The sequence below is a fragment of the Amycolatopsis deserti genome, assembly GCF_014653945.1.
GTDB classification, from domain to species: Bacteria; Actinomycetota; Actinomycetes; order Mycobacteriales; family Pseudonocardiaceae; genus Amycolatopsis_E; species Amycolatopsis_E deserti.
Map to the genome: position 1 here is coordinate 518,200 of NZ_BNAU01000003.1, position 24,194 is coordinate 542,393.

A 24,194-nucleotide genomic window follows, 5' to 3' on the forward strand; every position below is an offset into this window, starting at 1 on the left:
CCCTGGTTAGTGTTCACTCACCTGCTATAGTGAGTGAGTACTCACTAACCGTCAAGCGAGCACTGAGAGACTGCTGAGAACGCATGGGAACTCGGGAGAAGATCCTGGCCGCGGCCACGCAGATCATGCGCGAGCAGGGCTACGCCCGCGCCACGACGAAGGAGATCGCGCGCGCCGCCGGCTTTTCGGAAGCGGCGCTGTACAAGCACTTCGCGGACAAGACGGAGATCTTCATCGGCGTGATCTCCTCCCAGCTGCCCGGTCTGGAGGCGATGCTGGGCGACCTCACCCCGGGGCGGCACAGCGTGCGCGCCAACCTGGTGCGGATCACCGCCACGGCGATCGACTTCTACACCGAGAGCTTCCCGATCGGGGCGTCCCTGTTCTCCTCACAGGAGCTGCTGACGGCCCACCGGGCGGCGATCCGCGAGCACGGCGCCGGGCCGCGCACGCCGGTCACCCGCCTGGCGAACTACCTGCGCGCCGAGCAGCGACTGGGCCGCCTGCCGTCCACATCGGACCCGGACGCGATCGCGGCTTTGCTGCTGGGCGCGGCGTTCCAGCAGGGATTCCTCCGACACTGGGACACCGAAACCGAGGACCCGACGGTGCTGGCGCGCAAACTCGTGAAGGCGGTGCTGCCCAGCTCGTGACCCGTCATCGAGCGAGAGCCTCGAGAACGAAGAACAGGCCGGATCGGGCTGCGGGCCGGGGCTCCTGGATCGTGTAGGCGACGAACGGGTGGTCCACCGACGCGATCAGCCGACGTCGACCCCCGTCACCACCGCGCCGCGGTCGCGCAGCTCGGAGTCAACGAATCCGCACCGCAGCCGGCGTCCAGGATCCGACGGCCGGCCACGTCCCCGGCGAGGGCCAGCATCGCGGGCCGCTCGTAGTAGGCGTTCATGTCGTTCACCTACCGCCGCACCCGCTCCCTCTCCCAGCGTTCGAACAGCAGCGGCAGCTCCTTGAGGATGAACGACAGGAAGTCCCGCATGTCGGCCAGCCGACGGCCCGCCGGCGTGTCCTCCCCCACCGCCTCGATGCCCTCCTCGGCCGCGTCCCGCCACATCTCCACGAACCGGTCCCGCTTGCGCATGCTGGCGAACCACATGTCGTCGAGCACGCGGAAGTGGTCGCGGCGCTCGCCGGGCTCCCGCTCCCGCTCGACCAGCCCCACCTGCTCCAGGTAACGCACCGCCCCGGACACCGCCGCCGGGCTGACCTGCAGCTTCTCCGCCAGCTCGCCCGCGGTGAGGCGGCTGTCGTCGGTCACCACGAGCGCGGCGAACACGCGCGCGGCCATGCGCTGGATGCCGAGCTGGGTGAGTACGAGGGCCAGCCGCTCGACGTACCGGCGGACCGCCTCTTCGTCACGCATGACCGATCATCCTTCCTCACCCGTCCAGCGCTTCAGCCAATCTATACGTTTTCCTAACTTCACAACTTTGTGAAATCACTGTAGCTTCGCGTCCATGGACAACGCCATCTCCATCGAGGGCCTGCACAAGTCGTTCGGTGCGACCAAGGCCCTCGACGACCTGAACCTGCAGGTCAAGACCGGAGAAGTGCACGGCTTCCTGGGCCCGAACGGGGCCGGGAAGTCCACCACCATCCGCGTCCTGCTCGGTCTGCTGCGCGCGGACCGCGGCATCGTCCGCCTGCTCGGCGGCGACCCGTGGCGCGACGCGGCGAGCCTGCACCGACGGCTCGCCTACGTCCCCGGCGACGTCAACCTCTGGCCCAACCTGTCCGGCGGCGAGGTCATCGACCTGCTCGGCCGGCTGCGCGGCGGGCTCGACAAGCGCCGGCGCGACGAGCTGATCGAGCGCTTCGACCTCGATCCGAAGAAGAAGGGCCGCACCTACTCCAAGGGCAACCGGCAGAAGGTCGCGATCGTCGCGGCCCTGTCCTCCGACGTCGAGCTGCTGATCCTCGACGAACCGACGTCCGGCCTCGACCCGCTGATGGAGGCCACCTTCCAGTACGCGATCCAGGAGGAGCGCGACAAGGGCCGCACGGTGCTGCTGTCCAGCCACATCCTCGCCGAGGTCGAGGCCCTGTGCGACCGGGTCAGCATCATCCGCAACGGGCACGCCGTCGAGACCGGCACGCTGAGCGAACTGCGGCACCTCACCCGCACCTCCATCGTGGCGGAGCTGGCCGGTCACCCGAACGGGCTCAGCTCGCTGTCCGAGGTGCACGACCTCAAGGTCGACGGCAACCGCGTCCGGTTCGACGTCGAGACCCAGTCGCTGGACCAGGTGCTGCGCAAGCTCACCGAGGTCGGCGTGCGCAGCCTGACCAGCCAGCCGCCGACGCTGGAGGAACTGTTCCTGCGCCACTACACGACCGAAGCGAGCGCCCGGTGACCGCGCTGGTGGGCACCCGGCAGCTGGTCCGCCTCGCGCTGCGGCGGGATCGGGTCGTGCTGCCGCTCTGGGTGCTGGTGCTCGGCGTCTTGCCCGCGAGCTCCGCGGGCGCCTACGACCAGCTGTACCCGGACGCGGCCAGCCGGGCGTCGCTGACGGCGGGGATGAGCGCGAACCCGTCCATCACCCTGCTGTACGGGCCGCCGTTCGACCTGTCCACCGCGGGCGGGTTCACGGCCTGGCGCTTCGGCGTGTTCCTGCCCCTGTTCGCCGCGCTGGCCTGCATCTTCACCGTCACGCGGCACACCAGGCAGGAAGAGGACACCGGGCGGCAGGAGCTGCTGTCCTCGGCCGTGACCGGGCGCTACGCCGCCCTGACCGCCGCGTTGATCACCGCGGGCATCGGCGCGGTCGGAACCGGGCTGCTGGTCGCACTGGGCCTGATCGGCGCGGGCCTGCCGTCCGGCGGTTCGGTGGCGTTCGGGCTCGCGATCACGTTGACCGGGCTGGTGTTCGCCGCGGTCGCCGCGATCGCCGCCCAGCTGGCCGAGTACTCGCGCACCGCGAACGGCATCGCCTCCGCCGTGCTCGGGTTCGCCTTCCTGCTGCGCGCGGTCGGTGACTCGGCGACGGACGTTTCGTGGCTGTCGTGGCTGTCGCCGCTCGGGTGGTCGACGCAGATGCGGCCGTTCGCCGGCGACCGGTGGGCCGTCGCGCTGCTGCTCGTCGCCATGGCCCTCGTGCTGGGGACGGTGGCCTACCGGCTGCTGCCGCGGCGGGACGTCGGGATGGGCGTCTTCCCGGCGCGTCCGGGACCGCCGGTGGCGGCGCCCGGGCTGCGGTCGCCGTTCGCGCTGGCCTGGCGGCTGCACCGGGGTGTGCTGATCGGCTGGACCGTCGGGTTCGCGGTGCTGGGGGCAATGTTCGGCTCGCTGGCCGCGGGTATCGGCGACATCGTCGGCGAAAGCGCGCAGGCACAGCAGATGCTCGAGCGGCTGGGTGGCGCGCAGAGCCTGGTCGACACGTACCTCGCGGCGATCGCCGGCATCTTCGGGATGGTCGCGGCGATGTACGCGGTGCAGGCCACGCTGCGGATGCGTGCCGAGGAGACCGCGCTGCGGCTGGAACCGCTGCTGGCGACCCGCGTGCGGCGGTTGCGGTGGGCGGGCAGCCATCTGGTGTTCGCGCTGCTGGGGACGGCTCTGCTGCTGGTCGTGTCGGGCCTGTTCGCCGGGCTGCTGCACGGGTTGCGGGTCGGGGACGTGAGCGGCCAGGTGCCGGCGGTGCTCGGCGCGACGATCGCGCAGGTGCCCGCGGTGTGGGTGGTCGTCGGGATCGCCGTGGTGGTGTTCGGGTTCGCGCCGAAGCTGGCGACGGCGGCGTGGGGGGTGGCCGCGTTGTTCCTCCTGTTGTCGCTGTTCGGGCCGGTCGTGCAGGCGCCGCAGGTGGTGCTGGACATCTCGCCGTTCACGCACGTGCCGAAGTTGCCGAGCGCGGAGTTCGTGGTCACGCCGTTCGCGTGGCTGCTCGGGATCGCCGCGGTCGCGCTTGCCACGGGCCTGGCACGGTTTCAGCGGCGCGACATCGGGTAGTCCCGGTTCATCCGAGCGGCAGCGCCTGGACTCGTCGGGGGGTCCGGGCTCTGCCGTTCATTTTTTTGTCGGTACCCCTCGCTAACGTTGTTCATCAGGCGGGACCGAGGGGGGACCATGCGATGGGGGTTGTTGGGGCACGGGGATTTCCGGCGTCTGTGGCTGGCCGACGCGCTGAGCCAGTTCGGCGACCGGATCAACCTGCTCGCGGTGCCGTTGCTGGCGGCGATCACGCTGCGGGCGACGGCGTGGCAGGTGTCCGTGCTGCGGACGCTGGAGACGCTGGCGTACTTGCTGCTGGCGTTGCAGGTGGGCGCGTGGACGGACCGGATGCGCAAGCGGCGCGTGCTGGTGGCGGCCGATGCCGGGCGCGCGGTGGCGTTCGGTTCGGTGCCGGTCGCGGCGGCGTTCGGTGTGCTCACGATGCCGCAGCTGTATGTGGTGGTGGCGGTGGCCGGGGTGCTGTCGGTGTTCTTCGAGGTGGCGCACCGGACGTACCTGCCGAGCCTGGTCCCGCGCGCACAGCTGGTCGAAGGCAACGCGCGGCTGCAGGCCAACGTGTCGGTCGCGGCAGTGGCGGCGCCCGGCCTGTCGGGATGGCTGGTGCAGCTGTTCGGCGGCGCCACGGCGGTCGGGGTGAACGCGGTGAGCTTCCTGTGGTCGGCGGCGTGGTTGCGGCGGATCCGCGCGCCGGACCGCCTGCCGGAGGCGCGGGCGAGAGCCCCGCTGCGACGCGAAATCGGCGACGGGCTCCGGTTCGTCTTCCGGCACCCGGTGCTGCGCGCGATCGGAGCGCACGACGTGTGCGTCAGCGTCTGCCAGCAGTTCCAGATCACGGTGGCGGCACTGTTCCTACAGCGCGAGGTGCACCTGTCGCCGGGCCTGATCGGATTGCTGCAGGCGGGCGGGCTGACCGGGGCGGTGCTCGGCGCGGCGGTGGCCCGCCGGCTCGGCAGGCGGCTCGGCGAGGCGCGGCTGATGTGGATCAGCGCGCTGGCGTGGGGCGTGGGATACCTGATGATCCCGTTGACCACGCCGGGCTGGGGTCTGGCCTGGTACCCCGTCGGCAACTTCCTGACCGGGATGAGCATCGTGGTGCTCAACGTGCACCAGCTCAGCTACCGCCAGGCGGTGACGCCCGAGCGGCTGCAGGGCCGGGTGGCGGCCACCTCCGCGTTCCTGTACTTCGCGCCGGGGCCGGTCGGAAGTGCGCTCGCCGGGGTGCTGGCGAGCGTGGCCGGGCTGCGCGGGACGTTGTGGCTGGCCGGAGCCGGGGTGGCGGCGTCGGCGCTGTGGCTGGTCTGCTCGCCGTTGCGGCGGATGCGGCGGTTGCCCGAGGCATACGAGGAGGAGCGCACGGGTAGTCACGCCACATGACCCTCGATGGAGTACCGCGCCAGCTCTTCCTCGCCGGTCAGTGGCGTGACGCCGCGGACGGCAGCCGCTTCGGTGTGCACGATCCGGGGACCGAGCAGCAGCTCTGCGAGGTCTCCGACGCGCAGGACGCCGATGTCGGGGAGGCCATCGAGGCGGCCGTCGCGAAGCAGGAGGAGTGGGCCGCGACCCCGCCGCGCGAGCGGGGCGAGATCCTGCGCCGCGCGTGGCAGTTGATGACCGACCGCGCCGACGAGCTGGCCCGGTTGATGACGCTGGAGATGGGCAAGAGCCTGGAGGAGTCGAAGGCCGAAGTCACTTACGCCGCCGAGTTCTTCCGGTGGTTCGCCGAGGAGGCCGTGCGCATCGACGGGCGGTACGCGCGCAGTCCGGCCGGTGGCGGGCGCGTGCTCGTGTCGAAGCACCCGGTGGGGCCGTGCATCCTGGTGACGCCGTGGAACTTCCCGCTCGCGATGGGCACCCGCAAGATCGGGCCGGCCATCGCCGCGGGCTGCACCATGATCGTCAAGCCGGCGCAGCTGACGCCGCTGTCGATGCTGAACCTCGCTGGCCTGCTCAACGAAGCCGGGCTGCCGGACGGGGTGCTGAGCGTGCTGCCGAGCACGTCGGCGAGCCGGGTCGTTAACCCGGCCCTGGCCGACCCGCGGATCCGGAAGCTGTCCTTCACCGGGTCCACCGAGGTCGGGCGCAAGCTGGTCGAGCAGTGCGCGCCGAACCTGCAGCGGATGTCCATGGAGCTGGGCGGCAACGCGCCGTTCCTGATGTTCGAGGACGCGGACCTGGACGCGGCGGTCAAGGGCGCTGTCACCGCGAAGATGCGCAACAACGGCGAATCGTGCGTGGCGGCGAACCGGTTCCACGTGCACTCGTCGGTGGCCGGGGAGTTCGTGCGGCAGCTGACCGAGGCGATGTCGTCGCTGAAGGTCGGGCACGGCACCGAGGACGGGGTCAAGGTCGGGCCGCTGATCAGCGCCGAGCAGCGGGACAAGGTGATCGAGCTGGTCGACGACGCGCTGTCCCGCGGCGCGCACGCGACCACCGGCGGCAAACCGCTGGACGGCGACGGCTTCTTCTACGCGCCGACCGTGCTCACCGACGTCCCGCCGGACGCCCGCATCCTGCGCGAGGAGGTGTTCGGCCCGGTCGCGCCGGTGACCACGTTCGACGACGAGGACGAGGCCGTCCGGCTCGCCAACGACACCGAGTTCGGCCTGGTGGCCTACGTGTTCACGCGCGATCTGGACCGCGCCATCCGCGTCGGCGAGCGGATGGCGACCGGGATGGTCGGGCTCAACACCGGGCTGGTGTCGAACGCGTCGGCGCCCTTCGGCGGCGTGAAGGCGTCCGGGTTCGGCCGGGAGGGCGGCGCCGAGGGCATCGAGGAGTACCTCGACGTGAAGTACATGGCGCTGTCGCTCAGCGGTACTCCGTAGCGATCCGCAATCTTAGTCCGATGAGGACTGTCGCGGTGAGACGGTCCAGCCACCGGCGCCCGCGCCCCCAAGCCCGGCCAACGCGACAACCAGCACACCCAAAGCCACCAACACCACCTGCCAACCCCACGCCCGCGCAGCCCGTCAGCCCACCTCCCCAGCGCCCTCCTGGAGGTGCGCACTGATCGGCACCACGAGCGGCGTTCCGGAGACCGGGTCGGGCAACACCTTCGCCGTCAGGCCGAAGATCTCGTCCAGCAGGGGCTCCGTCAGCACCGTCGACGGCGGGCCCTGCGCGATGATCCGTCCGTCGCGCATCGCTACCAATGTGTCGGCGTAGCGGGCGGCCAGGTTCAAATCGTGCAGGACCATCACGACCGTTGTGCCGCGGTCGCGGTGCAGGCGGTGCACCAGGTCCAGCACGTCGATCTGGTGGGCCAGGTCCAGGTACGTGATCGGCTCGTCCAGGAGCAGCAGTCCGGTCTCCTGCGCGAGCGTCATCGAGATCCACGCGCGCTGCCGCTGCCCGCCGGACAGTTCGTCGACCACGCGATCGGCGAGCACGTCCATGCCTGTGAGCCGCAAGGCGTTGGAGATCGCGTCCTCGTCCGATGACGACCACTGCCGGTACCAGCGCTGGTGCGGGTGCCGCCCGCGCGCCACCAGATCGCCGACCGTCAGGCCCTCGGGCGCGACCGGCGACTGCGGCAGCAGCCCGACCACCTTCGCGACCTCGCGCGTCGGCAGCGTGTCGATCCGCTTGCCGTCCAGCAGCACCGCGCCCTCCCGCGGCGCCAGCAACCGCGCCAGCGCCCGCAGCAGCGTCGACTTGCCGCAACCGTTCGGGCCGATGATCGCGGTGATCGTGCCGTCCAGGACATCCAGGTCCAGGCCGTCGACCACCACCCGCTCGCCGTACCCCAGCCTCAGCCCTTCGGCGCGCAGTCGTGACGTCATGCTCGTGCCTCCCGGCGGCTCCGGACGAACAGGAAGATCAGATACGGCGCGCCGAGGATCGCGGTCAGCACCCCGACCGGCAGATCCGGCAACAACAGCCGGGTCAGCAGGTCCGCACCCACGGTCAGCAACGCCCCCAGCACCATCGACCCGACCAGCGGCGGCTGCGCGGTCTTCGCCAGCCGCACCGCGATCTGCGGCGTCGCCAGCGCGACGAACGTGATCGGCCCGGCCGCGGCGGTGGCGATCGCGGCCAGCGCGGCCGCCAGCAACAGCAGCGCCCCGCGCGCACCGTCCACCCGGATGCCGAGGCCGCGCGCGGTGTCGTCGCCGAACTGCAGCCCGCCGACCGTCCGCCCGCAGACCAGGGTGATCGGCACCAGCACGGCCAGCGCGATCGCGACCGGGCCCACCGAGTCCCACCCGACGTCGGCCAGGTTGCCCACCAGCCACGTCGTCGCACGCGCCGCGTCGTTCACGTCCCCGGCGGCCAGCAGCCAGTTCACGATGTTGTAGCTGATCGCCCACAGCCCGATGCCGATCAGCACCATGCGGTAGCCGTCGATGCCGCGCCGCCACGACAACGCGTACAGCAGCACGCCCGCCAGCAACCCGCCGATCAGCCCGGCGACCGGCACACCGAGCGCGCTCACCATCCCGCTGACCTGGCCGCGGTACCCGCCGGCGACGATCGCGGTGACCGCGCCGACACCCGCGCCCCACGTGATGCCCAGGATGTCCGGGCTGGCCAGCGGATTGCGCGCGACCGACTGGAACAGGGCGCCGGACAGCCCGAGCGCGGCGCCCACCAGCACACCGGCGAGCGTGCGCGGCAGGCGCAGGTCGAAGATGATCCCGCGTTCCCGCCGGGTTCCGCCGCCGAGCAGGGTCTCCAGCACGTTCCAGATCCCGATGCGGGAGCTGCCCATCCCTATGTTGATCGCGGCGACGAGCACCAGCAGCACCGCCGCGATGACGACGACCGCGATCACCCGCGGCTTGACCATCCACGCCACCGGCCCGGCGGCCAGCACCTTGCGACTCATACCTTGCTCAGCCCCCGCCGCCGCACCAGCACGATGAACACCGGCGCCCCGATGATCGCGAGCAGGATGCCGACCTCGAAGTTGTCGCCGGTCAGCACGCGCCCGAGCACGTCGGCCGTCAGCAGCAGCACCGCGCCGAGCAGCCCGGCCACCGGCACCAGCCAGCGGTAGTCCGGGCCGGTGATGGCGCGGGCGAGGTGCGGCACGACGAGCCCGAGGAACGCGATCGGCCCGCACGCGGCCACCGCCGACCCGGTCAGCAGCGTGATCGCGGCGACGCCGAGGACCCGCGTGCGCAGCACCCGCTGTCCGAGTGCGGTCGCGACGTCCTCGCCCAGCGCCAGCGTGTTCAGGCCGGGCGTGTTGACCAGCGCGAGCAGCAGGCCGAGCACCAGGAACGGCGCGATCTGACCGGTGATCGCGAAGTCGCGCCCGGCGATCGACCCGATCCGCCAGAACCGGTAGGTCTCCATGCCGCGCTCGTCGCCGAGGATGATCGCCGACACCAGCCCGTGCAGCAGGGCGCTCACCGCCGCCCCGGCCAGCGCGAGCGTCACCGGGGTCGCACCCTTGCCGCCGACCGCGCCGAGCAGGAACACCGCGACGCTGGCCAGCATCGCGCCGGCGAACCCGAACCAGATGAAGCCGTAGAGCCCGTCGACGCCGAGCACGACGACCGCGAACACGACCGCCAGCGCCGCGCCGTGCGTGACGCCGAGCAGGCCGGGGTCGGCCAGCGGGTTGCGCGTGTGGCCCTGCATGAGCGCGCCGGCGACGCCGATCGCGAGCCCGACGAGCAGGCCCAGCACCGTGCGCGGCACCCGCAGCGACCGGACGATGATGTCCGATTCGGACCCGGTCGGCTGGGTGAGCGCCGTCCACACCTCACCGAGCGGGATCGTCTTCGTCCCGAGCGCGACACTCGCCGCGCAGATCAGGACCAGCAGTACGGCGAGCCCGCCGATACCGGCGAGACGACGCTGCCTGCGCGTCCGTGGCCGGGCTGTCGCCACCACCGTCACTGATGTCGCCTATCACTCGCGCTTCCAAAGGGGACAAACCGCATCCTATGCTCCGCGTTAGGCAAGGCTAACCGAAAGAGAGATCCCGATGACGAGACCGTGGCGAGCAGCACTGACGCTGGCCGTGACCGCGTGCCTGACCCTCACGGCGTGTGGTGGCGGTACCGAAGAAGCCGCGCAGCAGGGCGAGACGGGCCAGGCCGGCTATCCGCGCACCATCCAGCACGCGATGGGTTCGACCGTGCTGGAGACGCAGCCGAAGACCGTGGCCGCGCTCGACACCAGCTACGTGGACGCCGCGCTCGCGCTCGAAGCCCAGGTCGTGGCGTACACGAAGTACCGCAACTACGACCAGCTGCCCGACTACCTCGGCGACGACCGCCGGTTCGGCGCGGGCGCCAAGGTGATCGGCCCGCTGGAGAGCCCGGACGTCGAGCAGCTCTACGACATCAAGCCGGACGTGATCGTGTCGGCGAAGGTGCGGCACGAGAAGTACTACGACCAGTTCACCGGGGTCGCGCCGACGGTCTTCTCCACCACGACCGGCGCGATCTGGAAGGACAACATCCGGCTGCTCGCGCAGGTCCTCGGCAAGGAGCCGCTGGCCGAGCAGAAGATCGGCGCCTACGAGCAGCGGGCGCAGCGGATCGGCCAGGAGATCGCGGCCAAGCTCGGCCGGGCGCCCACGGTGTCGATCGTGCGGTTCGTCGAGGGCGAGCCGACCGTGCGGCTCTACAGCAGCGCGTCCTACCCCGGCATCGTGATGGCCGACGCGAAGCTGTCCCGGCCCGCCGGCCAGCCGGACGCCACCGACAAGATCTCGGTGAACCTCAGCCAGGAGGACATCGCGAAGCTGGACGCGGACGTCATCTTCGTGTCCTCGTACGCCGATGAGACCAAGACGGCAGAGGATCCGAAGGCGAAGTTCCAGGCCAACCCGCTGTGGGCGACGCTGAAGGGCAAGATCGTCGAGGTCAGCGACTCGACCTGGTTCAGCGCGGTGAGCCTGCAGGGCGCGCAGGTGATGCTGACGGACCTGGCGAACCAGTTCGGCGTCACGCCGTGACCCGGCGCGGGGCCGCGTCCGGTGTGGGCGCGGCCCCGCGGCTCTACGGTGGAGCCATGATTTTCATCACCGCGAAGTTCCGCATCCTGCCCCAGTACGCCGACGACTGGCCCGCCATCGCGCGGGACTTCACGCTCGCCACCCGCGCCGAGCCGGGCTGCCTGTGGTTCGACTGGTCCCGCAGCGTCGAGGACCCGACCGAGTACGTGCTGGTGGAAGCCTTCCGCGACGGCGCCGCGGGCGCGGCGCACGTCCAGTCCGACCACTTCAAGACCGCGCAGCGGACCCTGCCGCCCCACCTGGCGGAGACCCCGCGGATCGTCAACTTCGACGTGCCCCAGGACGACTGGTCCGAACTGGGCGAGATGGCTGTGCAGCGCTAGGCGCTCCGGGCTCGGAGTGAAGCGCCGGGCAGTCGCGCAGTCTGCGGCGGTTCACCTCGTCACACCGCGGCGCAGCGTGTCGCGCTAGGCGCGCAGGCCGTCGGCGATGATCTTCGCCAACTGGCGTCCCGGCGGGGCCTGGCGCTGGATCGCCAGGTAGCCCGCGAGCAGGGCGGTCAGGTCACCCGGCTCGACGTCGGCCCGGACGGCGCCCGCGGCCTGCGCCCGGCGCAGCAGGCCGGCGAACGCGGCGCGGAACTCGGCGCGTTCGTCCGAAGCGGCCTTGAACGGCAGAGCGGTGCTCGCCTCCAGCGCGTCGCACAGGGCCTTGTTCAGCAGCGCCTGCTCGGCCACCACGTCGAAGAACTCGAAGAACACCGCGCCCGGGTCGGCCGCTTCGAGCCGCTCCTTCGCCTGCGCCGCCAGCCACTCGATCCGGTCCAGCACGACCGCCTCGAACAGCAGCTCCTTGCTGGGGAAATGCCGGTAGACCGTGCCGGCGCCGACCCCCGCCCGGCGCGCGATCTCGTCCAGCGGCACCGACGGGCCCTCGTCCGCGAACGCCTCCTGCGCCGCGGCCAGGACACGGGCGCGGTTGCGGCGCGCGTCGGCGCGCAGTCCGGTGCGGCTCACGGGGGTCGTCATCGTGTCCGATTCTAGCCGCCCGCGGTCACGGTGGGTTCGGCGAACAACCCGACCAACCCGGCCCACGCGCCGGGCACCAACAGCACCGCCAGCACCGTGAAGACCGGCACGACCAGGAACTTCTCCACGCCCTTGCCGGTGCGGAAGCGCAGGAACGCCGGCGGCCGCAGCTCGTACCAGGTCTCACCGGCGATCGGCACCGGGAACAGGAACGGGCAACCCGACTCGGTGAGAGCGTCGCCGAGGCAGTGCACGAAACACCCCACCGCGACCGCGATCCCCAGCCAGCCGGTGAGCTGCGACAACTCGGCCGCGGCGCTGGCCGTCAGCGCCCACCACACCACCCCGCCACCGGCGACCAGCAGCAACCAGTCCCCGAGCGCGTCCGCGGCGAGCAGCAGCGCGAACAGCACCACCCCGGCCACGACGTACCAGCCGCCGGCCCGGGTGCCGTACGTCGTCGCCGCGCCCAGGCCGATCGCGAACAGCAGCGTGTGCGACAGGTGCCGGTGGCTGCCCCGTCCCCGCTCGTCGCGTGGGCCCTTGGTGACCTTGTAGAGCGCCGCCGAGGTGTGCCGGAGCAGCCAGCACACCACGCCGGTGATCGGCCCGAGCAGCTTCGAGGCGCGGGCGTGCGGGTGGTCGAGGTCGGGCAGCAGCGCGAAACCGGCGGTCGTCGCGGCGAACGCCAGCGCCTGGTGCACGGAGCCGGCGCCGATGGCCGGGGCGAGCGCGAGACCGGCGCACCAGCCGGTGAGCGCGTGGGTGGAGCCCATCATGAAGAAGATCTTGGCAAGATGGACCCCGACCGACGCGAAGGGACGCGCATGAGCATGACCACCGAGGCGCCCAGCGACGAGCTGCGGGCGTTCTGGGCCGAGCGGCACCTGTGCATGCTCACGACCCTGCGTCCGGACGGGAAACCGCACGTCGTGCCGGTCGGGGTCACCGTGGACGAGGACTTCACCACGGCGCGGGTGATCTGCCGCCGCGGCAGCGTCAAGGCACGCAATGTCCGGGCCGGCGAACCCGCGCGTGTCGTGGTGAGCCAGGTGGACGGTCGCCGTTGGTCGAGTTTGGAGGGATCGGCTGTGGTCCGGGAGGATCCGGAGTCTGTGGCGGACGCGGAAAACCGGTACGCCGTGCGGTACCACCGGCAGCCGAAGCCGAACCCGGAGCGGGTCGTGATCGAGATCAGCCTGGATCGCCGGCTCGGCATGAGGTAAAGCACACGGTTGGCGGGTTGCGGACAAACGGGAAGATAAGGCAGTAATTCAGGGTGCGGACCGCGAAGACCCTCAAGATCGACAGCCCGTTCGCGGGCGGCACGACGTGGGACGTCGTCGATCGGACCGTGATCGGCGCGCTCGCGCCGTCGATGATCAGCACCCTGCGCCGGGGGTCCGAGGACTTCCTGTGGTTCGCCGAGCGGCGCATCGCCGGTCACCAGCTGGGCCGTCCGGGCCGTTGGGACCACCCGGTGGAGCGGGAGCTGCTCGGGTGGCGCTCGCGGCTGGCGTTCGAGCTGGACCCGCCGGTGGTGATCCCGGAGATCGACCTCAAGCTGTCGCACTGGGTGCGCAACACGCACGAGGAGTTCCTGCGGCGGCTGCCGGCGACCGGGGGCGTGGTGCAGCTGGAGAGCGTCCGGGACGTGGACGCGTGGCTGCACACGCTGATCGACCACTACAAGGCCGTGAAGGCCGCCGGTGAGGAGCAGCTCGACCCGGACGCCCGGGCCACGCTGATGGCGTGGTTCCGGAACACGTTCTTCAAGATCCGCCGCGCGGCCGACCGGGTCGGGTTGACGCGGGTCCGTCCCTGACGCGCTACCCGATCGGCTGCCACCAGGGGTCGATGGGCTTCGGGGCGTCCACGTCGATCCGTTCGCCCGGGCGTGGGATCGCCAGGGCCACGTCGTGCGCCTTCGCTTCGCTCCAAGCTCGCTCGGCCGGCTCGCTCCAGCCGTGCATCGCCAGGCGGAACGTGCCCCAGTGCACCGGGATCAGCAAGCCACCACGCACGTCCCGGTGCGCGGCGACTCCCTCCTCCGGCGTCATGTGGATGTCCGGCCACGCCGGGTGGTACGCGCCGATCTGCACGAGCGCCGCGTCGAACGGGCCGTACTTCTCCCCGATCGTGCGGTAGCCCTCGAAGTAGCCCGAGTCCGCCGTGTAGAACACCTTCCGCCCGGACCGCGCCACGATCCACGACGCCCACAGCGTGTTGTTCCGCGTGAACGCCCGCCCGGAGAAGTGCTGCGCGGCCGACGCGGTCACCTCGACACCGCCCACCGACACCGACTCGTCCCAGTCCAGCTCGATGATCCGCTCGGCCGGGATCCGCCACCGGCGCAGGTGCGCGCCCACCCCGAGCGGGACCACGAACGGCGCCCGCTGCGTCTTCGCCAGCCGCACCACCGTCGGCCGGTCCAGGTGGTCGTAGTGGTCGTGCGAGACGATGATGACGTCCAGCTCCGGCAACTCCGACAGCTGGTGCGGCGGCTCGTGCATGCGCTTCGGCCCGACGAACCGCGACGGCGAGACCCGCCTGCCCCACACCGGGTCCACCAGCACCTTCCGGCCGTCGATCTCGATCAGCGACGACGCGTGGCCGTACCAGGTGATGTGCAGGCCCTCATCGGCCGGCGCCTGCGGCGGCACCAGCGGCACCGGCCCGGTCGGCTTGCGCTGCTGCTTGCCGAACACCATCTCGCCGACCAGGTCGCGCGCCCGGGCCGGCTGCACGAGCGGCGGGGCGAGGTTGCGGAACCGGCCGTCGTGGAACTGCGGGGAGCGCCGCATGCGTTCGGGGTCGGGGCGCCCGCCGAACGCCACCGGGATCTCCCACAGGGCCGCCACCGCCGTGCCGAGCAGCGCGGGCAGGGCCCACCGCAACGTCTTCGCCATGTCCGGACAACTACGAACCGACCGCGGATGTTCCCAGCGGCGCCAGCGGCCCGGACGGATCGGCGGGCCACAGGCAGCTGCCGAGCGGATCGACCAGCGAGCACAGCGCCGGCCCCTGGACCAGGCGGTACGACGGCCCGACCCCGCCGCGCGCGATCACGTCCCGGTACGCTGCGACCCCGTCGGTCGGCCGGCGGGTCAGCGCCGGATCACCGAGAGCGTCCACTTCGTACAGTCCGAAGCGTGGCCGGTAGCTGCCCCACTCGTAGTTGTCGGTGATGCTCCAGTGGTTGTAGCCGATCACGTTCATGCCGTCGGCCTTCGCGCGCTGCACCCAGAACAACGTGTCCCGGATCGACGCCGCGCGGGTGTAGCCGTCTTCGCGTGGTTGGCCGTTGTCGGTGGGCAGCCCGTTCTCCACGATGTACAGCGGCAGGTCCGGGTAGCGGTCGTGGTAGAAGCGCAGCGCGTAGTAGATGCCCTCCGGCTGCGGCTTGACCTTCCAGAACTGCTCGAACGCCGCGTGGACCGCCGTCAGGTTGGTCAGGCTGACGCCGTAGTAGTAGTCGAGCCCGACGAAGTCGACCTTGTCGGTGATCCGGTCCATCACCACCAGATCGGTGACCGGGTTGAAGCCGGCGTAGAAGGCCTGGTTGCTGGTCACCCGCGCGGACGGGTCGAGCCGGTGGATCTCGTCGTAGGCGCGGCGGTGGGCGGCGACCACGTTGGCCTGCCAGGCGGGGATCTGGAACGGGTTGATCGCGCCGATCTTCAGCTCCTGCGTGAGGAACGCGACCGGCTCGTTGAACGTCACCCACAGCACGTCGTCGTAGCGCTCGGCGATCCGGGTGGTGAAGGCGAGGAAGTCGTCGACGGTCTTGGCGGCGGTGAACCCGCCCTGGTCGGCCACCCAGCCCGGGTAGACCCAGTGGCTCAGCGTGATCATGGGGGTCATGCCGGCGTCGCGGATGTGCCGGACGACGTCGTCGTAGTAGGCCAGTTCGGCCTCCTCCCACACGCCCGGCGCGGGCTGCACGCGCGCCCATTCGACGCTGAACCGGAAGGTGTTGACGCCGAGGTCCTTCGCCAGCTGGATGTCTTCGGCGTAGCGGTGCCGGAAGTCGGTGGCGTTGGCGTACGGGTCGACGCCGCCCTTCGCCACGTAGCGGGACCAGTTGCTGTCCGGGGCGCTGCCTTCGGACTGGAAACCCGCGGTGGCCACGCCCCAGTAGAAGTGGCTCTCGGCGGACGCCGGGGTCACCGGGACCAGCGCGGCGCAGAACAGGACGACGAGCGCTATCCGGGCCAGACGCGACATGTGAAAGAAATTTACGTTTCCGGCGACGGCCCGTCAACGATCAACCGGTCCGGGTCTCCTGGACCAGCCACTCGAGGTACTCCGCGCTGCCGCCCTCGATGGGCGTCGCGATGATCTCCGGCACCTCGTAGTTGTGCTGCTGCTTGATCAGCTCGACCAGGGCAGGAACCCGGTCGGCCGCGGTCTTGATCTCCACCCGCCACTCGGGATCGGCGTGCACCTCGCCGTCCCACCGGTAGACGCTCAGGATCGGTCCCACTATCTGGGCGCACGCGCCCAACCGCGCCTCGACGGCCTGCGCCGCCAGCTCCCGGGCCGTGGTCTCGCTGTCGGTGGTGGACGACACGATCACGTGTTCGCGCATGGGCCCGATTAGAGCACCGCGCGCGCCTCAAACCCAGCCCGCCTGCTGGTCCTCGCGCTGCTCGTCGGCGTCGGCGCTGGCCTGGTGGGTCAGCGCGGCGACCGCCTGCGCCAATTCCGCGCGCACCTGGTTCCCGTCGGTGCGGTCGGTGTGCAGCGTGATGGCGATCTCGCACTGCGCGGGACCGCGGTCGATCACCCGCAGCTCACCGCAATCGTCACCCTCGCTTTCGGTTCCCCATGCCAGCTGTCTGCTCGCCGCGTCCGTGCGCAGCCAACCCTCGGCCAGGTTTTGTGGCAGGAACCGGGGGAGGTTGGGTGTGTCGGAGATGAACGCGAACGCCTCGTCGGCGGGCAGATCGGCGGTCGCGGTGTAGTGGAACGTCTCCATGCGATCGGAAGTAGCCGTGTGACGCGGGGCTAAACGGGGTACGCCGGACCTTATGCGACTCGGCGTGCTCGACATCGGTTCGAACTCCGCTCAGCTCCAAATCGTGGATGCCCACCCGGGCGCTCCGCCACTACCGGCGCTGGCTGTGAAAGAGCCCACACGCCTGGCCGAGCAGATCGACGAGTACGGGGCGATCGCCGAAGAGGGCGTGTGCCGGGCGGTGGACGCCGTGGAGGCCGCGCTCGCCGCGGCCCGGCTGCACCGCGTCGAGCAGTTGTTCCTGTTCGCGACCTCGGCGATCCGGGACGCGGCCAACCGGGACGAGATCATCAACCGGATCGAGGAGCGCACCGGAGTACGCCCCCAGTTCCTCACCGGCGAGGACGAGGCCCGGCTGACCTACGCCGCCGCGCACCGCTGGTACGGCTGGTCCGCCGGCCGCCTGCTGCTGCTCGACATCGGCGGCGGCTCGCTGGAGATCGCACTCGGCCGCGACGCCGAACCGCAGCTCACGCTGTCCCTGCCGCTCGGCGCGGGACGGCTGACCCGGATGTTCCTGCCCGACGACCCGCCGTCGGTGAAGCAGGTCAAGGCGATGCGGCGGCACGTGCGGGACATGCTGCGCGAGGTCGCCGACCGGCTGAGATGGGAGGGCGTGCCCGCCCGCGCCGTCGCCACGTCGAAGACGTTCAAGCAGCTGGCCCGCCTGGCCGGGGCGCCGCCGCAGCGGCGCGGCCCGTTCGTGCGGCGCACCCTCACCGTGGACGCGCTCAACGCGTGGATCCCCCGCCTGGCCGAGATGAAGACGTCCGAACGGGCCCGCCTGCGCGGGGTGTCCGCGCCGCGCGCCCGGCAGATCCTGGCCGGCGCGATCGTCGCCAAGGCGACCATGGACACGCTCGACATCCGCAAGGTCGACGTGTGCCCGTGGGCCCTGCGCGAGGGGATCATGTTGCACCACCTGCAAACCCTGCAGGTCTACGACGGTCTGCCGCTGCAGGCGATCAGCACCGCGGTGCCGGAGGTGTCGGGCCGCGGCGCCCCGGGTAAGTCCCTCGTGGGACTGAGCCGAGGAGCGTGAGGAGTTTTCCATGTCGGAGACGGTCGGCGACTACCTGCTGCAGCGCCTGCGGGAGTGGGACGTCGAGCAGGTGTTCGCCTACCCCGGCGACGGCATCAACGGGATCGTCGCCGCGTTCGGCAAGGCGGACAACAAGCCTCGCTTCGTCCAGGCCCGTCACGAGGAGATGGCCGCGTTCGAGGCGGTGGGGTACGCCAAGTTCAGCGGGCACGTCGGGGTGTGCATGGCGACCTCGGGGCCGGGCGCCATCCACCTCCTCAACGGGTTGTACGACGCCAAGCTCGACCACGTCCCGGTGGTGGCGATCGTCGGGCAGACCGCGCGCAGCGCGATGGGCGGGTCCTACCAGCAGGAAGTGGACCTGCAGCCGTTGTTCAAGGACGTCGCCAGCGAGTACCTGGTCGAGGTCAACGTCGCCGAGCAGCTGCCCAACGCGCTCGACCGCGCCATCCGCACGGCGCTCGCCAAGCGCGCGCCGACGGCCGTGATCATCCCGAACGACCTGCAGGAAGAGCCGTACACGGCGCCGAAGCACGCGTTCAAGCACGTGCCGTCCAGCCCGCCCGGGTTCCCGCACCCGGTGGTCGTCCCGCCCGATGACGAGCTGGGGCGCGCCGCGGACATCCTCAACGCGGGCGAGAAGGTCGCGATCCTGATCGGGCAGGGCGCGCGCAACGCCGCCGCCGAGGTCCGCGAGATCGCCGAGCTGACCGGCGCCGGGGTCGCGAAGGCGTTGTTGGGCAAGGACGTCCTGCCCGACGACCTGCCGTACGTGACCGGGTCGATCGGGCTGCTGGGCACGCGGCCGAGCTACGAGATGATGGAGGGCTGCGACACGCTGCTGATCGTCGGCTCGAACTTCCCGTACAGCCAGTTCCTGCCCGAGTACGGCAAGGCGCGCGCGATCCAGATCGACATCGACGGCAGCATGATCGGCATGCGGTACCCGACCGAGGTGAACCTGGTCGGCGAGGCGAAGGGCACGCTGCGCGCGCTGCTGCCGATGGTGCGGCGCAAGGAAGACCGCGCCTGGCGGGAGAAGATCGAGCGGAACGTCGCGTCCTGGTGGGAGACCGTCGAGCAGCAGGCGATGGTCGACGCGAACCCGGTGAACCCGATGCGGGTCGTGCACGAGCTGTCGCAGCGGATCCCGGAGGACGCGATCGTCACCGCGGATTCGGGTTCGTCGACCAACTGGTACGCGCGGAACCTGCGCATCCGCGGGCGGATGCGCGGCACGCTGTCCGGGACGCTCGCGACGATGGGGCCAGGCGTGCCGTACGCGATCGGCGCCAAGTTCGCCTGCCCGGACCGGCCGGTGATCGCGCTCGAGGGCGACGGCGCGATGCAGATGAACGGCATGGCCGAGCTGCTCACCATCCAGCGCTACCAGCACCTGTGGTCGGACCCGCGGCTGGTCGTGTGCGTGTTCCACAACAACGACCTGAACCAGGTGACGTGGGAGCTGCGGGCGATGGGCGGCGCGCCGAAGTTCGAGGAGTCGCAGTCGCTGCCGGAGTTCTCCTACGCCGAGTTCGCGCGGTCGCTCGGCTTCGAGGCCATCGCGGTGGACGCACCGGACCAGCTGGGCGCGGCGTGGGACCGGGCGCTGTCCGCGGGCCGCCCGGCGCTGCTCGATGTGCGCTGCGACCCGGAGATGCCGCCGATCCCACCGCACGCGACGTTCGAACAGATCAAGTCCACGACGGAAGCGATGCTCAAGGGCGACCGCGACGCGTGGCACATCCTGGTGCAGGGGCTGAAGACCAAGGCCCAGGAGCTCCTGCCGAACCGCTAGTCGCCGTCCTTGAGCCAGCTGCGGATCTCGTCGGTGTGCTCGCCGAGTTTCGGCGGTGGCTGGCGGTAGGTGGGCGGCGTCTTCGTCAGCCCGATCGGGTTGCGCACCACGTCCAGCCCGCCCAGCGGCACGCGCGGCGCGAGCCCGAGCCGGTCGGCGAGCTGGAACGCCTCGGCCAGGTCGTTGACCGGTCCGCACGGCACGCCCAGGGGCGTGAGCAGCTCGAACCACTCGTCCGCCGGTCGCGTGCGCAGCCGGGCGCCGAGGAGCTCGGCCAGCTCGGCGACGTGCGCGACGCGCTGGGCGTTGGTGGTGAACCGCTCGTCGGTCGCCAGTTCCCGCGCGCCCAACGCCTCGGTGAGCGCCGCGAACTGCCGGTCGTTGCCGACCGCGATGACGATCGGCCGGTCGGCGGCCTGGAACACCTCGTACGGCGCTACCGACGGGTGCCGGTTGCCGAGGATGCCGGGCACCACGTCGGCCATCACGTGGTTCGCGCTCTGGTTGACCATGCTGGACAGCAACGCGCCGAGCAGGTTGACCTCGATCAGCTGCCCCTCGCCGGTGGCGTCGCGGTGGCGCAGCGCGGACAGGATGCCGACGGCGGCGTGCAGGCCGGTCAGGACGTCGACGAGCGCGACGCCCACCTTCGTCGGCTCGCCCGGCGCGGGCCCGGTGACGCTCATCAGCCCACCCACGGCCTGTAGCAGCAGGTCGTAGCCGGGCAGGGCCGCGCCCGCGCCGCTGCCGAAGCCGGAGATCGAGCAGTAGACCAGGCCCGGGTTGCCCGGGGCGAGGTCGTCGTAGCCCAGGCCGTAGCGGGCCATCGTGCCCGGGCGGAAGTTCTCGACCACGACGTCGGCCCGGTTCGCCAGCGCCTTCGCGGCGGCCAGGTCGTCCGGATCGGCGAGGTCGAGGGTGATCGAGCGCTTGTTGCGGTTGACCGACCGGAAGTAGACGGCCTCCCCGTCGGCGTGCGGCGGGCCCCAAGCGCGGGTGTCGTCCCCGGCTCCGGGCCGCTCGACCTTGATCACCTCGGCCCCGAGGTCGGCGAGCAGCATGGTCGCGTACGGCGCGGCGAGCACCCGGCTGAAGTCGGCGATGACGACGCCGGACAGCGCCCCGGTTCGATCGGTCACACCGTCCCTTCTACCTCATCGGCGCAGGCGGCGGACCACATGGCGGGCGTCGCGGCCGACGCCGCGCAGGCTGGCGGACACCAGCGTGCTCTGCCACTCCAGCCCGACGTACCCGAGGCCGGGCACGGACGTGGACACGCCGCGCCGGTGCTTCGGCAGGCCGCGCTCGTCCAGCGCGCCGAGCCCGGCGAGGTAGGGCAGGTCCGGCCGGTACCCGGTGGCGAGCAGGAGCGTGTCGACGGGCTCACGGCGGCCGTCGGACCAGACGACGTGGTTGCCATCGAGGCGGGTGAACATCGGGCGGCGGTCCGGGCGGCCGGCGCGGATCAGCCCGCGGTAGTGGCCGGTGTCGATGACCGGCACGGTCGGCGGCTCGCCCTTGATCCGGCGCGGCAGCACCGCCACGCCGGTGACGGTGAGCCAGAACTGCAGGTCCTTGCCCAGCGACCGCTGCGGCGCGTACCGGATCGGCTTGCGCGTCGCGAGCGTCACCGACGACACCTCGGCCAGCTCGGCGGCGATCTGCACCCCGGAGTTGCCCGCGCCGACCACGACGATCCGCTGCCCGGCGAACGCGCTCGGCTCGCGGTAGCCGGCCGCGTGGATCACCTTGCCGGCGAAGGAATCCAGCCCCGGCAACGCGGGCGTGTAGGGCTTGCCGAACCACCCGCTGGCCGCGATGACGATCGGCGCCTCGAACTCCTCCCCGGCGCGCACGACGAAACTCCCGTTGCGCCGCACGGATTCCACGCGCTGCCCGGTGCGGATGTCGACATCCAGCCCGGCCGCGTAGTCGCGCAGGTAGTCGACCACCTCGTCGCGCACCGGGTAGTGCCGCGGATCGCCGGGAAATCGCTTGCCGGGCAACGAGCTGTAGCCCGCGGGCGAGAACAGCGTGAGGCTGTCGTAGTAGCGCGGCCAGGATCCGAGCGGCTCCGCTCCCGCCTCCAGCACCACCGGCTTCAGCCCGGCCTCCCGCAGCGCGTAGGCCGCGGCGAGTCCGGACTGGCCGCCGCCGATCACGATCGCGTCCGGCATCACGCCTCCCCAGGTCCGAACCGCTACGGTAGCCGGGAGGGCGTTCCTACGAAAACGCGCGCAGCCGCAGCGAGTTGCTCACCACGAACACCGAGCTCAGCGCCATGGCCGCACCGGCGATCATCGGGTTGAGCAGGCCGAGGGCGGCCAGCGGCAGAGCCGCCACGTTGTAGGCGAATGCCCAGAACAGGTTGCCCTTGATGGTGCCGAGCGTGCGGCGCGCGAGCCGGATCGCGTCGGCCGCGGCCCGCAGGTCGCCACGCACCAGCGTCAGGTCGCTCGCCTCGATGGCGACGTCGGTGCCGGTGCCCATCGCCAGGCCCAGGTCGGCCTGCGCGAGCGCGGCCGCGTCGTTGACGCCGTCGCCGACCATCGCGACCCGGTTTCCCTGGTCCTGCAGACGTTTCACCGCGTCGACCTTGTCCGCGGGCAGCACCTCGGCGATCACCTCGGTGATGCCGACCTCACGGGCCACCGCCTTCGCGGCGGTCTCGTTGTCGCCGGTCAGCAGCACCGGCCGCAGCCCGAGCGCCGCGAGCCGGCGCACCGCCTCGGCGGACGTGGGCTTGACCGTGTCGGCCACCATCAGGACCGCACGTACCTGGCCGTCCCAGCCGACCGCGATCACGGTCCGGCCCAGTTCCTCCGCCTCGGCCTTGGCCCGCGCGAGCGTGTCCGGGAGGTGCAGGCCCGACTCGGCGAGCAGCGCGGCGCGCCCGGCCACGACCGTGCGGCCGTCGACCACGCCCCGCACGCCCAGACCCTCGACGTTGCGGAACTCCGACACCGGCGCGTGCTCGTCGACGGCGGCGGCGATGGCCTTGGCGATCGGGTGCTCGGAGGCGTGCTCCAGCGACCCGGCCAGCCGCAGCACCTCGTCCCGGTCCGCGCCGTCGGCGAGCCGGACGTCGACCAGCGACATGCGGCCGGTGGTGACCGTGCCGGTCTTGTCCAGCACGACGGTGTCGATCCGGCGGGTGGATTCCAGCGCCTCCGGGCCCTTGATGAGGATCCCGAGTTGCGCGCCCCGGCCGGTGCCGACGAGCAGCGCGGTCGGCGTCGCCAGCCCGAGCGCACACGGGCAGGCAATGATCAGCACCGCGACCGCGGCGGTGAAGGCCGAGGTGGTCGGCTCCCCGAGGGCGAGCCAGGTGATCAGCGTGCCCAGCGCGAGCACCAGCACGATCGGCACGAACACGCCGGACACCCGGTCGGCCAGGCGCTGGACCTGCGCCTTCCCGGTCTGCGCCGCCTCGACGAGCTTCGCCATCTGCGCGAGCTGCGTGTCCGATCCGACGCGGGTGGCACGCACGACGAGACGACCGCCCGCGTTGACGGTGGCGCCGACGACCGCGTCACCCCGCCCGACCTCGACCGGCACGGACTCGCCGGTCAGCATGCTCTGATCGACCGCCGACGAGCCGTCCTCGACCTCACCGTCGGTCGCGATCTTCTCGCCCGGCCGCACCACGAACCGGTCCCCCACGGCCAGCTGCGACGCCGGGATCCGGACTTCGGCGCCGTCCCGCAGCACGGCGACGTCCTTGGCCCCCAGCTCCAGCAGTGCGCGCAGGGCGGCGCCGGCCCGGCGTTTGGCGCGGGCCTCGAAGTAGCGCCCGGCCAGGATGAACGTGGTCACCGCCGTGGCGACCTCGAGGTAGATGCGGCTTTCGCTGCCGCGCTCGATGGTCAGCTCGAACGGGTGCCGCAGACCGATCTCACCGGCGTCGGTGAACACCAGCGCGTACACCGACCACAGGTAGGCCGCGAGGGTGCCGACGGAGATGAGGGTGTCCATCGTCGCGGCGCGGTGCTTGAGGTTCGTCCACGCCGCCACGTGGAACGGCAGGCCGGCGCCGAACACGACCGGTGTCGCCAGCGCCAGGGAGATCCACTGCCAGTAGTCGACCTGCCAGGCCGGGACCATCGCCAGGACGACCACCGGCAGCGACAGGACCGCCGCCGCGAGCACCCTGTCCCGCAGGCCGGTGACGTGGTCGTCGCTCTCCTCGTCGGGCCGCGGCAGCGTGGCCGAGTACCCGGCGGCGACGACCGTGTCGACCAGCTCCTGCGGCTCGATGCCTGCGGGGAAGCTGACCTTGGCCTTCTCGGTGGCGTAGTTGACCGTGGCGGTGACCCCGTCGAGCTTGTTCAGCTTGCGCTCGATGCGGTTCGCGCACGCGGCGCAGGTCATGCCGCCGATGGCCAGTTCGACCTCGGTGCGCTCGGGGGCGGCGGTCATCGGG

At 71.5% G+C, this 24,194-nt stretch carries 24 protein-coding genes and 1 pseudogene; 11 read left to right on the forward strand and 14 right to left on the reverse strand.

The genetic code is table 11. The features are described 5' to 3' along the window. The first annotated feature begins 83 nt into the window (after nt 1-83). Nucleotides 84-653, forward strand: coding sequence for a TetR/AcrR family transcriptional regulator (locus tag IE290_RS17260; protein WP_191245576.1), 570 nt, complete (start codon nt 84-86; stop codon nt 651-653). A gap of 114 nt (nt 654-767) precedes the next feature. Here IE290_RS17260 and IE290_RS17265 read toward each other — a convergent pair. Then, a pseudogene (locus IE290_RS17265) lies at nt 768-907 on the reverse strand (SAM-dependent methyltransferase); the annotation flags it as partial. 9 nt (nt 908-916) lie between these two features. Then, nucleotides 917-1,381, reverse strand: a complete 465-nt coding sequence (locus IE290_RS17270) for a GbsR/MarR family transcriptional regulator (RefSeq protein ID WP_191245577.1) — start codon at nt 1,379-1,381, stop codon at nt 917-919. Between the two features lie 94 nt (nt 1,382-1,475). Between IE290_RS17270 and IE290_RS17275 the strand changes: the two genes are divergently transcribed. The 4 genes from IE290_RS17275 (at nt 1,476) to IE290_RS17290 (ending at nt 6,792) form a co-directional block, all read left to right on the forward strand. After that, nucleotides 1,476-2,372 carry an ABC transporter ATP-binding protein gene (locus IE290_RS17275; RefSeq protein WP_191245578.1) on the forward strand — a complete coding sequence of 299 codons (897 nt, stop codon included), beginning with the start codon at nt 1,476-1,478 and terminating at the stop codon, nt 2,370-2,372. After that, on the forward strand, nt 2,369-3,964 hold the full coding sequence (locus tag IE290_RS17280; protein ID WP_191245579.1) for an ABC transporter permease: 1,596 nt from the start codon (nt 2,369-2,371) through the stop codon (nt 3,962-3,964). Before IE290_RS17275 ends, IE290_RS17280 begins: the two co-directional genes overlap by 4 nt. Before the next feature lie 117 nt (nt 3,965-4,081). After that, nucleotides 4,082-5,341 (forward strand): MFS transporter, encoded by a 1,260-nt coding sequence (locus tag IE290_RS17285; protein ID WP_191245580.1) that lies wholly within the window; start codon nt 4,082-4,084, stop codon nt 5,339-5,341. Continuing rightward, the gene (locus IE290_RS17290; RefSeq protein WP_191245581.1) at nt 5,338-6,792 is read left to right on the forward strand and encodes an NAD-dependent succinate-semialdehyde dehydrogenase; all 1,455 of its coding nucleotides are present in this window, start codon (nt 5,338-5,340) and stop codon (nt 6,790-6,792) included. Before IE290_RS17285 ends, IE290_RS17290 begins: the two co-directional genes overlap by 4 nt. Nucleotides 6,793-6,936: 144 nt before the next feature. On the opposite strand, the gene IE290_RS17295 is transcribed toward IE290_RS17290, so the two are convergent. The 3 genes from IE290_RS17295 to IE290_RS17305 are packed head-to-tail and all read right to left on the reverse strand — an operon-like array spanning nt 6,937 to nt 9,817. Further along, nucleotides 6,937-7,749, reverse strand: a complete 813-nt coding sequence (locus tag IE290_RS17295) for an ABC transporter ATP-binding protein (protein ID WP_191245582.1) — start codon at nt 7,747-7,749, stop codon at nt 6,937-6,939. Further along, nucleotides 7,746-8,795, reverse strand: coding sequence for a FecCD family ABC transporter permease (locus IE290_RS17300; RefSeq protein ID WP_191245583.1), 1,050 nt, complete (start codon nt 8,793-8,795; stop codon nt 7,746-7,748). Before IE290_RS17300 ends, IE290_RS17295 begins: the two co-directional genes overlap by 4 nt. Continuing rightward, nucleotides 8,792-9,817, reverse strand: coding sequence for a FecCD family ABC transporter permease (locus IE290_RS17305; RefSeq protein WP_191245584.1), 1,026 nt, complete (start codon nt 9,815-9,817; stop codon nt 8,792-8,794). The genes IE290_RS17300 and IE290_RS17305 overlap by 4 nt, the downstream gene beginning before the upstream one ends. Before the next feature lie 88 nt (nt 9,818-9,905). Here IE290_RS17305 and IE290_RS17310 point away from each other — a divergent pair, with 88 nt between their 5' ends. Both IE290_RS17310 and IE290_RS17315 read left to right on the forward strand, forming a co-directional pair. Further along, the gene (locus tag IE290_RS17310; protein ID WP_229874546.1) at nt 9,906-10,883 is read left to right on the forward strand and encodes an ABC transporter substrate-binding protein; all 978 of its coding nucleotides are present in this window, start codon (nt 9,906-9,908) and stop codon (nt 10,881-10,883) included. A 56-nt stretch (nt 10,884-10,939) separates the two neighbouring features. Beyond that, nucleotides 10,940-11,266 carry a putative quinol monooxygenase gene (locus IE290_RS17315; protein ID WP_191245585.1) on the forward strand — a complete coding sequence of 109 codons (327 nt, stop codon included), beginning with the start codon at nt 10,940-10,942 and terminating at the stop codon, nt 11,264-11,266. Between the two features lie 84 nt (nt 11,267-11,350). Here the strand turns inward: IE290_RS17315 and IE290_RS17320 are convergent, their stop codons facing one another. Both IE290_RS17320 and IE290_RS17325 read right to left on the reverse strand, forming a co-directional pair. Beyond that, on the reverse strand, nt 11,351-11,911 hold the full coding sequence (locus IE290_RS17320) for a TetR/AcrR family transcriptional regulator (RefSeq protein WP_191245586.1): 561 nt from the start codon (nt 11,909-11,911) through the stop codon (nt 11,351-11,353). An 11-nt stretch (nt 11,912-11,922) separates the two neighbouring features. Further along, nucleotides 11,923-12,690, reverse strand: coding sequence for a metal-dependent hydrolase (locus IE290_RS17325; RefSeq protein ID WP_191245587.1), 768 nt, complete (start codon nt 12,688-12,690; stop codon nt 11,923-11,925). An 18-nt stretch (nt 12,691-12,708) separates the two neighbouring features. Here IE290_RS17325 and IE290_RS17330 point away from each other — a divergent pair, with 18 nt between their 5' ends. Together IE290_RS17330 and IE290_RS17335 are read left to right on the forward strand one after the other, a co-directional pair. Beyond that, nucleotides 12,709-13,137, forward strand: a complete 429-nt coding sequence (locus IE290_RS17330; protein ID WP_373300461.1) for a pyridoxamine 5'-phosphate oxidase family protein — start codon at nt 12,709-12,711, stop codon at nt 13,135-13,137. A 53-nt stretch (nt 13,138-13,190) separates the two neighbouring features. Next, on the forward strand, nt 13,191-13,736 hold the full coding sequence (locus IE290_RS17335) for a hypothetical protein (RefSeq protein ID WP_191245588.1): 546 nt from the start codon (nt 13,191-13,193) through the stop codon (nt 13,734-13,736). 4 nt (nt 13,737-13,740) lie between these two features. On the opposite strand, the gene IE290_RS17340 is transcribed toward IE290_RS17335, so the two are convergent. From IE290_RS17340 to IE290_RS17355, 4 genes are read right to left on the reverse strand one after another with little or no spacing between them, the layout of a single operon-like run. After that, a complete protein-coding gene (locus tag IE290_RS17340; protein ID WP_191245589.1) occupies nt 13,741-14,820 on the reverse strand; it encodes an MBL fold metallo-hydrolase in 1,080 nt (359 codons plus the stop codon). Nucleotides 14,821-14,830: 10 nt separating this feature from the next. After that, the gene (locus IE290_RS17345; RefSeq protein ID WP_373300462.1) at nt 14,831-16,138 is read right to left on the reverse strand and encodes a glycoside hydrolase family 1 protein; all 1,308 of its coding nucleotides are present in this window, start codon (nt 16,136-16,138) and stop codon (nt 14,831-14,833) included. 40 nt (nt 16,139-16,178) lie between these two features. Then, the gene (gene cutA, locus IE290_RS17350; protein WP_191245590.1) at nt 16,179-16,502 is read right to left on the reverse strand and encodes a divalent-cation tolerance protein CutA; all 324 of its coding nucleotides are present in this window, start codon (nt 16,500-16,502) and stop codon (nt 16,179-16,181) included. A 27-nt stretch (nt 16,503-16,529) separates the two neighbouring features. Next, the gene (locus IE290_RS17355) at nt 16,530-16,892 is read right to left on the reverse strand and encodes a hypothetical protein (RefSeq protein WP_191245591.1); all 363 of its coding nucleotides are present in this window, start codon (nt 16,890-16,892) and stop codon (nt 16,530-16,532) included. Between the two features lie 145 nt (nt 16,893-17,037). Here IE290_RS17355 and IE290_RS17360 point away from each other — a divergent pair, with 145 nt between their 5' ends. Next, nucleotides 17,038-17,973 (forward strand): Ppx/GppA family phosphatase, encoded by a 936-nt coding sequence (locus IE290_RS17360; RefSeq protein WP_229874548.1) that lies wholly within the window; start codon nt 17,038-17,040, stop codon nt 17,971-17,973. A 10-nt stretch (nt 17,974-17,983) separates the two neighbouring features. Further along, the gene (locus IE290_RS17365) at nt 17,984-19,771 is read left to right on the forward strand and encodes a thiamine pyrophosphate-requiring protein (protein WP_191245593.1); all 1,788 of its coding nucleotides are present in this window, start codon (nt 17,984-17,986) and stop codon (nt 19,769-19,771) included. Here IE290_RS17365 and IE290_RS17370 read toward each other — a convergent pair. From IE290_RS17370 to IE290_RS17380, 3 genes are read right to left on the reverse strand one after another with little or no spacing between them, the layout of a single operon-like run. Next, a complete protein-coding gene (locus tag IE290_RS17370; RefSeq protein WP_191245594.1) occupies nt 19,768-20,910 on the reverse strand; it encodes a CaiB/BaiF CoA transferase family protein in 1,143 nt (380 codons plus the stop codon). The genes IE290_RS17365 and IE290_RS17370 overlap by 4 nt on opposite strands. 15 nt (nt 20,911-20,925) lie before the next feature. Next, the gene (locus tag IE290_RS17375) at nt 20,926-21,948 is read right to left on the reverse strand and encodes a flavin-containing monooxygenase (RefSeq protein WP_191245595.1); all 1,023 of its coding nucleotides are present in this window, start codon (nt 21,946-21,948) and stop codon (nt 20,926-20,928) included. A gap of 46 nt (nt 21,949-21,994) precedes the next feature. Beyond that, the gene (locus tag IE290_RS17380; RefSeq protein ID WP_191245596.1) at nt 21,995-24,190 is read right to left on the reverse strand and encodes a heavy metal translocating P-type ATPase; all 2,196 of its coding nucleotides are present in this window, start codon (nt 24,188-24,190) and stop codon (nt 21,995-21,997) included. Between the last annotated feature and the right edge of the window lie 4 nt (nt 24,191-24,194).

Coding starts and splice junctions, on each gene's coding strand:
- IE290_RS17295 (WP_191245582.1), bottom strand. CDS start 7,749: ATGACGTCACGACTGCGCGCCGAAGGGCTGAGGCTGGGGTACGGCGAG.
- IE290_RS17315 (WP_191245585.1), top strand. CDS start 10,940: ATGATTTTCATCACCGCGAAGTTCCGCATCCTGCCCCAGTACGCCGAC.
- IE290_RS17330 (WP_373300461.1), top strand. CDS start 12,709: ATGGACCCCGACCGACGCGAAGGGACGCGCATGAGCATGACCACCGAG.
- IE290_RS17355 (WP_191245591.1), bottom strand. CDS start 16,892: ATGGAGACGTTCCACTACACCGCGACCGCCGATCTGCCCGCCGACGAG.
- IE290_RS17380 (WP_191245596.1), bottom strand. CDS start 24,190: ATGACCGCCGCCCCCGAGCGCACCGAGGTCGAACTGGCCATCGGCGGC.
- cutA (WP_191245590.1), bottom strand. CDS start 16,502: ATGCGCGAACACGTGATCGTGTCGTCCACCACCGACAGCGAGACCACG.
- IE290_RS17260 (WP_191245576.1), top strand. CDS start 84: ATGGGAACTCGGGAGAAGATCCTGGCCGCGGCCACGCAGATCATGCGC.
- IE290_RS17325 (WP_191245587.1), bottom strand. CDS start 12,690: ATGATGGGCTCCACCCACGCGCTCACCGGCTGGTGCGCCGGTCTCGCG.
- IE290_RS17375 (WP_191245595.1), bottom strand. CDS start 21,948: ATGCCGGACGCGATCGTGATCGGCGGCGGCCAGTCCGGACTCGCCGCG.
- IE290_RS17340 (WP_191245589.1), bottom strand. CDS start 14,820: ATGGCGAAGACGTTGCGGTGGGCCCTGCCCGCGCTGCTCGGCACGGCG.
- IE290_RS17290 (WP_191245581.1), top strand. CDS start 5,338: ATGACCCTCGATGGAGTACCGCGCCAGCTCTTCCTCGCCGGTCAGTGG.
- IE290_RS17365 (WP_191245593.1), top strand. CDS start 17,984: ATGTCGGAGACGGTCGGCGACTACCTGCTGCAGCGCCTGCGGGAGTGG.
- IE290_RS17320 (WP_191245586.1), bottom strand. CDS start 11,911: ATGACGACCCCCGTGAGCCGCACCGGACTGCGCGCCGACGCGCGCCGC.
- IE290_RS17285 (WP_191245580.1), top strand. CDS start 4,082: ATGCGATGGGGGTTGTTGGGGCACGGGGATTTCCGGCGTCTGTGGCTG.
- IE290_RS17345 (WP_373300462.1), bottom strand. CDS start 16,138: ATGTCGCGTCTGGCCCGGATAGCGCTCGTCGTCCTGTTCTGCGCCGCG.
- IE290_RS17270 (WP_191245577.1), bottom strand. CDS start 1,381: ATGCGTGACGAAGAGGCGGTCCGCCGGTACGTCGAGCGGCTGGCCCTC.
- IE290_RS17300 (WP_191245583.1), bottom strand. CDS start 8,795: ATGAGTCGCAAGGTGCTGGCCGCCGGGCCGGTGGCGTGGATGGTCAAG.
- IE290_RS17275 (WP_191245578.1), top strand. CDS start 1,476: ATGGACAACGCCATCTCCATCGAGGGCCTGCACAAGTCGTTCGGTGCG.
- IE290_RS17310 (WP_229874546.1), top strand. CDS start 9,906: ATGACGAGACCGTGGCGAGCAGCACTGACGCTGGCCGTGACCGCGTGC.